This window comes from Ruminococcus sp. CAG:379 (assembly GCF_000434255.1).
GTDB classification, from domain to species: domain Bacteria; phylum Bacillota; class Clostridia; order Oscillospirales; family Ruminococcaceae; genus Ruminococcus_F; species Ruminococcus_F champanellensis.
This window is the reverse complement of sequence record NZ_FR894889.1, coordinates 1-7,040: the sequence shown is the minus strand read 5'-3', so window position 1 is coordinate 7,040 and position 7,040 is coordinate 1. Positions and strand designations below refer to the sequence as shown.

7 protein-coding genes are annotated in these 7,040 nt (G+C 51.6%); 4 read left to right on the top strand and 3 right to left on the bottom strand.

The window, feature by feature from the left end:
• Window positions 1-116: 116 nt before the first annotated feature.
• Window positions 117-386: a hypothetical protein gene (locus QVO51_RS05800; RefSeq protein ID WP_022357605.1), complete on the bottom strand. Its 270-nt coding sequence runs from the start codon at window positions 384-386 to the stop codon at window positions 117-119.
• Between the two features lie 3 nt (window positions 387-389).
• Window positions 390-1,013 (bottom strand): TetR/AcrR family transcriptional regulator, encoded by a 624-nt coding sequence (locus QVO51_RS05795; protein WP_022357604.1) that lies wholly within the window; start codon window positions 1,011-1,013, stop codon window positions 390-392.
• 562 nt (window positions 1,014-1,575) lie between these two features.
• Here QVO51_RS05795 and QVO51_RS05790 point away from each other — a divergent pair.
• The 4 genes from QVO51_RS05790 (at window position 1,576) to QVO51_RS05775 (ending at window position 5,609) form a co-directional block, all read left to right on the top strand.
• Window positions 1,576-2,097 carry a hypothetical protein gene (locus tag QVO51_RS05790; protein ID WP_022357603.1) on the top strand — a complete coding sequence of 174 codons (522 nt, stop codon included), beginning with the start codon at window positions 1,576-1,578 and terminating at the stop codon, window positions 2,095-2,097.
• 656 nt (window positions 2,098-2,753) lie between these two features.
• A complete protein-coding gene (locus QVO51_RS05785; protein WP_041326325.1) occupies window positions 2,754-3,329 on the top strand; it encodes an FtsX-like permease family protein in 576 nt (191 codons plus the stop codon).
• Window positions 3,326-4,576: a hypothetical protein gene (locus QVO51_RS05780; protein WP_022357601.1), complete on the top strand. Its 1,251-nt coding sequence runs from the start codon at window positions 3,326-3,328 to the stop codon at window positions 4,574-4,576. The genes QVO51_RS05785 and QVO51_RS05780 overlap by 4 nt, the downstream gene beginning before the upstream one ends.
• 202 nt (window positions 4,577-4,778) lie before the next feature.
• Window positions 4,779-5,609: a tRNA 2-thiocytidine biosynthesis TtcA family protein gene (locus QVO51_RS05775; protein ID WP_022357600.1), complete on the top strand. Its 831-nt coding sequence runs from the start codon at window positions 4,779-4,781 to the stop codon at window positions 5,607-5,609.
• Between the two features lie 49 nt (window positions 5,610-5,658).
• Here the strand turns inward: QVO51_RS05775 and fliB are convergent, their stop codons facing one another.
• Window positions 5,659-6,801 carry a flagellin lysine-N-methylase gene (gene fliB, locus QVO51_RS05770; RefSeq protein ID WP_022357599.1) on the bottom strand — a complete coding sequence of 381 codons (1,143 nt, stop codon included), beginning with the start codon at window positions 6,799-6,801 and terminating at the stop codon, window positions 5,659-5,661.
• Window positions 6,802-7,040 lie beyond the last annotated feature (239 nt).

Here is a 7,040-nt window from a genome sequence, read left to right as displayed (position 1 = left end):
CGTAATGTACCGCCGGTACCGTCACGATCATCGGCTGATTGGTTGCCATATAGAATTCCCTATGGGCTTTTTTCAAATCCAGTGGCATTCCGCCGTCTCCCCTTTATACTGCCGCCCTATTTGCCGGATCCTGATTTCCGGATCCGGCTGCCGATCAAAGCACCCATACCCAGTGCCATTCCGTAATTGAGTCCTACGACCGATGCCGCCGCCACGCCCACACACATGCCGATGCAAGCACCTTCGTTGATCCGACTGTCCTGCTGTTGCTGGCGCTCCGGATGCCGCCGCCGATCCGCCTTCTGCCGCAGATGCAGCGAGATTCCCAATATCAGGCACAGTGCTATGACAATCCAGGGCATTGCCCTCATCAGAAACGTCTGCATGGTTTACTCTGCAACCAGCTTCCGAAACTCTGCATCCCGGTCAAAGCTGCCCTCCACAAAGCCAGGTACTTCCTTGATGGCCTTGCAGATACTGATGCTGATGCCGGTCATCATGGAACCGATTTCCTCCTCTGTATAGGTACACCCTCCGGTCACAATCAAGGTTGCAATTCCGTGAGTCATGAGCCACACATCCCGGAAGTACAGATCCGCAGCCGCCGCATCCAGATGATACACCTGCTGCAAACAGGTACGCAGCAGCTCCTGTGACCGATGCATGGCACCCATGGCTCCGCCGTTTTCGCTCTCTGCCGGCGTCAGAAACAGCAGCTTGTAAAGCTCTGGCTCTTCCCGTGCAAAACGGATATACTGCATGCCGAAGCCGTAAAACGGAATGGGCATGCCCAGTCCCCGTTCTGCATAGCCCCGATAAATCCGCTCTGCTGCGCAACGGATTTCCCGCTTGGCCTCTTCCATGGTGTGAAAACAGGTGAAAATCGGCTGGGTAGACACTCCCAGCTCATCGGCAATGTCTCTGGCAGTCACTGCGTCGATCCCCTTAATCCGGGTCACACGCACAGCAGCGTCTATCATTTCTTCCCGTGTAAATTTATATTTTGGCGGCATTTCCGCTCCTCCGCTCCTTAAATTCCGGTCTGTATATGCCGGATCATCCTGCATGTTTCATTGACAGCATCATACAGAGCCTGCATGATGCGCTGCATATATATCATTCGATATATATTGGATTTATTATAGCACATCTGGTGAAACCTGTCAAGAGGATATCCGGTCAAATGCTTTACGAAATTGCGCCTGTCATCCCCGCTATCCGGAACGCAGACATCAACAAAATCCCATGGTCACAGCCATGACACAATGGAAATCACACACGGGTTCTTGGTTGAGTAAATTGTTTCTAGGCAAACAGAAAATCGCCGAATATGTCCTTTTTTTGTATCTACTCACAAAAATCATCACACACTTTTTACCCATCTCACAAATTTGCCTGCACACACTGGTATTTTCCTGTATACGCTTGACAAGTGGAGGAAGTATCGCTATAATAGGTACAAAGGTTTAAGGAACGACCGAGTGTTTCATAAGCCGAACGAAAGAGGTGATTCCCTTGGACAGTATATGCTCCCGGCAACCACACTTCAAACCAAACAAGGAAAGGATGATTAGAATGACGAAATTCAAAAAGGCACTCATCACGACCGCTGCCCTGGCAACCGCCGCCCTGTGCTCACTGACAGCTTATGCCGCTGTCCACATTGTGTGGGTCGACACGTACCAGGATGGCGTTGTCGTTTCCTCCGTCGGGATGGCCGCAGACAGCATAAAGGGCGAACAGGTTTCAAAAACCGTCGGGAACATGACTACCTATTACACCCACACCACCGCAGCTACAGCCAGCACGCAGGTGCTCGTCATGAATGCAGTGAACAATTCCAGCGAGACAAAGTACATGTCCGGATACGTTACCGTTTGTGATAGATCCGGAAATATTATCTGGTCACACTATCAGGCAAGCAGCGGTCGTGTAAGTTCCCACATGCCACTGCTGGCTTCTAATTCCTTTAGCAACTCTTCTCTCTCAAGTGGGGATTACTATTTGGAATACTCATCCAACATCTTTAAGACAAACGATTCCCATTCCCCGGTCGCATACAGCACACAGCTTGATGTACCCTTTAGAATCTCGTAAGCAAACCGCCCGTCCGGAGCATATGCTTTATATGCTCCGGACACCACTCTGAATTGAAGGAGGACACCTTCATGCTGATTCGCAGTCTGCGCAGTTTCCTGCAAAGCCACACGCCTTTCTTTCTGATGATGATCCTATGCATTATGATCTCCTCTCTGCTGATGCTGTTCGGATACGGTCTTTACCAGGATTATATGCTGGAACAGAAAGATTTCGACAGTTCTTCAAAAAGATTTCTTTTTAACACAGCCGCCAAATCCGATGATATGGATCTGGATGGTTTTTTTTTGAACAAGGATCTTATAATAACCAAGAGCGAATTAGATCATTGCATTGCTTCCATTCCAGATCAATATCTTGAGACATCGTCCCTCGTTACTGTGTATTTTTATAATCCAGACATCATAATGACCGGACCTTCGGTAAAAGACATCTGTACTTGTTATTTTTTTGTAAAAGGTGGAGTGAAATATCCTTCTAAGGAAACATTTACAAACAGAATGGAGCATCCAGGAGCAAGCGGACGTATGTTTTCCGATAAAGAATACACTTCAGGTGAGTCAGTTATAATACTAGGAAACGGCGGACAAGGGAATCCGGGAGAAACTGTAGAATTTTACAATAGAGAAAAATATACAGTGATTGCCAAAGGAGGGTTGTTTCAAGAAATTCCATATGACCGTGTCCCCTCCGACTCTATTGTTGAATATGTTTCCCTGGACTTTGACAAGCCCCTGTCCTTTGAACAATACAACACACTAAAAAATGCCTTCTCCTCCATTCTGGATCGGATAGAGGTCTGGCGTTACATTCCCTTCTACGACGAGGATTACTGGATGTACAACTCCGCTATGCTGGCGTCCCTGCTGATCGCAGTGGTGGCTGCCTTTAATCTGGTGGTGCTGTATCACTATGTGCTTGTCCGCCGGCAAAAATCCCTGGCAATTTTCCAGCTATGCGGCTGCACCAAGGGCAGAGCCATCCGGCTGTATGTGGCAGAAAGCCTGATGCTGACCGTACCCTGCTACTGCCTGTCGGCGGTGCTGTACCACTTTGTGCTGTTAAAGCCCTTCACCCGGATTTTCCCCTACATTGACACTGCCTACTCCTGGCGGCTGTATGCCACCGGCTTCGGCATCTTTGTCACTGTCTGCACCATCGCTATCTGGATCCTGTCCGCACGGATCGTTTCCAAGCATTCTATCGTGGAAAGAAAGGGGGGGGTGGTATGATACAGCTGCGTCTGGCACTGCGAGAGTGCAAAAAAGAGTGGCCCAAACATATCCCCATGGTTCTGCAAATGGCATGCATTCTGTTTCTGACCATCGTCAGCGTCTCCACTGTAATTTACCGGTTCTCCTACTTCCTTCCATTTGCAAATTACTGGAAGCATGATGGCTTCGTATTCTACGCCGACACGGTGCAAATGTACGAGGAGGATTTTTACCAGGAGATGACCGGGGTAACAGATGTGGCGCTGTCCTATCGGTATACGGGTCTGAAGCTGAATATTGAAAATCCCTTGATCTATTCCGATAAATTGCTGGAACGCTACACACCGCCGCTAAAAAGCGGAAAGCTGGTGCTGTCCGATCCGGCGGATCCCCTGCCCAATGTGCTGGTGAACGAAAGCAGCGGCTACCGGGTGGGAGACGAGATCCGGTTTTATCAGATCCAATACGAATATACATACGACGACGAGGGCAATGTGACCGATTCCCGGGAAAAGGAACCTACAGAGTCGGATTACCAGTCCCTGCGGGTTTCCGGTGTCTATGGGGACAATACCAAGCTGCTGCTGATGAACGGTGGTGCCGTAGATTCTGAATTGGCGGATTACCGCACCATCTACAATGACATCTCCTCCCTGCAAAGCGGAGGCTGCACGATTCTGATGTCGGAGTCCGAAGCCAAGAAGTACTGGAACAACCAGGAGCACTACGCAGTGTTCGGCATCGGCATGGTGATGTATGAGGACGGTCTGGACAGCAGCGTGAAGCGTGCAAACCTGGAAGCCTTTACATCCAAAAACGTCGGCCAGAACTGGACACTGAACAACAGGGATCTGTACAAGGACAGCCACACCTACTGCTTCCAGCAGGTGTACACCATGATGCCCTTTATGATCGGTATCCTGATCCTGTTTTTCCTGAGTATGATCAGCGTCAACAGTGTTTCTGCAGTGAGAAAGCTGCGCACCTACACCATCTACCGGGTCTGCGGCATGCCCTGGGGCAAATGTCTCAGCATCGCCGCATACAAAAGCCTGCTGATTACAGCGGCGGCAGGCATTCTCTGCGGACTGCTGATGCTGCTCAAGGAACGGTTCAACCTGTTCAGCAACTTTCTGGTTTCCTTCGGTTGGATGCAGGGGCTGTTCTGCCTGCTGTTCCTCCTACTGAATATGGGCATCGCCGTCCTGATCAGCGCTGTGGTGCTGCGGCATGCACAAATCAACCAACTGCTGCACGAAACATAAGACTACACAAGCATCCCCCCGACAGGATTTCTGTCAGGGGGATTGCTTTTTCACGGGTTTACGCAGATCCTGCGGAGTGGATGGAGCTATATAGGCAGTCATAGTCCCCCTGCAAAATGCGAAGACAGTCTTGACAGGATCACCGGAAAGGCGTATAGTTAAGGCAACACCGCAAGGAGATTGCACGAAAGGAAGAATCCCCATGAAACGCCAATTACAGCCCCATCAGATCATCACCCAGAGCCTCACCGGCCCTTTTCAGAAAACAATCTGGAAGCCCTTTGTCAAAGCTGTTGATACCTATGCTCTGATCGCACCAGGAGACCGGATTGCCGTGTGCGTATCCGGTGGCAAGGACTCCATGCTGCTGGCAAAGCTGATGCAGCAATTGCAGCGTGTCCGGCAAAACGACTTTGCCCTGGAGTTTCTCACCATGGATCCTGGCTACGATCCGGCGCATACCCGGCAGCTATTGGACAATGCAGCCCTGCTGGGCATCCCGGTGCAGGTGTTTGAGACGAATATTCTCCGGATCGTCAACAAGCAGGAGCAACACCCCTGCTTTCTGTGCGCCCGCATGCGCCGAGGGCATCTGTACGCCAAAGCCCAGGCATTGGGCTGCAACAAGATCGCCCTGGGGCATCACTTCAACGACGTAATCGAAACCACCCTGATGGGCATGCTGTACGGGGGGCAGATCCAGGCCATGCTGCCTCGGCGCAGGAGCGACAACTACGATGGCATGGAGCTGATCCGGCCCCTGTACTGCGTCCATGAGGAGGACATTTTAGCGTGGCAGGATGCAAATGCACTGCATTTTCTACAATGCGCATGCCGCTTCACCAGTCGCAGCCAGGAGGATGCCGCATACTCCCGCCGTGCCCGGGTGAAGGCGCTGATCGCCCAGCTGAAATCCGAATCACCGGAGGTGGAACGGAGCATTTTTCACAGCATCCATACAGTGCAGCTGGACTCCATGCCCGGCTATAAATCCCAGGGCATAGCCCACAGTTTCCTGGAACGGCTGGAATGAAAATTTGGTAATGCGGGGCAGTTCATGAATGAAATCCATTCATGCTGTTTCAGGCATTCGATTGCCCCAGCAGCATGGACACAAAGCCCTGGGTATGGAACACATCCGTCCGATAGCTTGCCTCCGCCAGGGTGTCCAGATTTTCCATGGAGTATTCTACCTCCTGGGAAAAGATCTTTGCCTGCCGGATGATCTGCTCCAGGGATAACGTTCCGCTCTGAGCCCACTCTGCCATACAACAAGCCCCCAGGATCAGAGTGGCGATGACGGTCAGCTGTGCTTTTGCCACCAGATCCCCGTCAAACACCGCCTTGAGAAAATACCGGTATGTATGGTACACCGCCCCATGCTCAAAAGCGTAGGCAAAGGGAGCCGCAGTCTCCCGAAAGGCATGCCCCTTGCAGAAAAGCACCTCGGGCTGTTCTGCAAGCTGCTCCAATCCCTGCTTCCAGGCGGTGTCCAGAATGTCCAGGCCGGTAATCAGCTCCAGTAAAGCCCGCCAATGGGCGGCATGATCCGGATCCTGTCGGCTCCGGACAGAGAGTGTGTTCAGCAGAGCCTTGCAATAGGCAGTATCCGAAAACTGCCGGATGTCCTGGTAGATCCGCTCCGGCTCGGTCAAATCCAGATCCTCCTGTAAGCCGTCTGCAAACACCAGGAACAGGGCAAGCCGTTCCGCCAAAGGCATGCTCCGGTTCTGCAGCAGATGAAAAGCAGTCTCCCTGGCGGCAAACAAGGCATCAAACACCGCCGGGTCATAGTCACAGTCGTTATCCTCCCGGCTCTCCTCCGTGAGAAACGTATCCGGCGCCGGATCCGACAGAATCAGCCGGGCAGCCTCCTCACAGCACATGCCTACTCCTGCTTCGGTCAGCCCATGGAACCAGGCGTAATACCGGGGATGCTCCCGGCAGATCTCTCCCAGCATATCCGCTCCAAGGGTCTGCTGGATGCTGCAAAGATTCTGTGGATCCAGAAAGGGGCACTTCCCATCCACCTGTCCCATGCAGGTGCAGCCATCCTCCTCATACAGAGCCGCCCGGAGCCGATCCCCCAGTGCTCCTCCCATACTGCGGTACGCCTGTGCGGTGTCCGGGTCGATCTCAATCTCCCAGCCCACACAGCAGCAGTTATCCCGGCAGGCTGTGCCGGTACAGTGAAAATCACGAAAATAATGCGGCATTCTGCGCATAGTCCCCACCTCAATCCAATTGTCATGCTTTATCATGTTGATTATATCACATTTACGGGAGCTTGGCAATCGTGCAGTGGTGTTTCCGGAAATGGACAGTTGACAAAAAGGCTGAATTACATTATGCGTAAATCTCAGAATCGACGTAAGATCGGGAGTTATTTATGCAAATCTTCAAAATGGATTGTGATAAGGAGGTCGTTATGTATTCATATACTGCCCCCTTCCCGGTAAAATAG

Bases quoted from the DNA above. Each gene is read 5' to 3' on its own strand.
- QVO51_RS05790 (WP_022357603.1), top strand. From the start codon at position 1,576: ATGACGAAATTCAAAAAGGCACTCATCACGACCGCTGCCCTGGCAACC.
- QVO51_RS05795 (WP_022357604.1), bottom strand. From the start codon at position 1,013: ATGCCGCCAAAATATAAATTTACACGGGAAGAAATGATAGACGCTGCT.
- fliB (WP_022357599.1), bottom strand. From the start codon at position 6,801: ATGCGCAGAATGCCGCATTATTTTCGTGATTTTCACTGTACCGGCACA.
- QVO51_RS05780 (WP_022357601.1), top strand. From the start codon at position 3,326: ATGATACAGCTGCGTCTGGCACTGCGAGAGTGCAAAAAAGAGTGGCCC.
- QVO51_RS05800 (WP_022357605.1), bottom strand. From the start codon at position 386: ATGCAGACGTTTCTGATGAGGGCAATGCCCTGGATTGTCATAGCACTG.
- QVO51_RS05775 (WP_022357600.1), top strand. From the start codon at position 4,779: ATGAAACGCCAATTACAGCCCCATCAGATCATCACCCAGAGCCTCACC.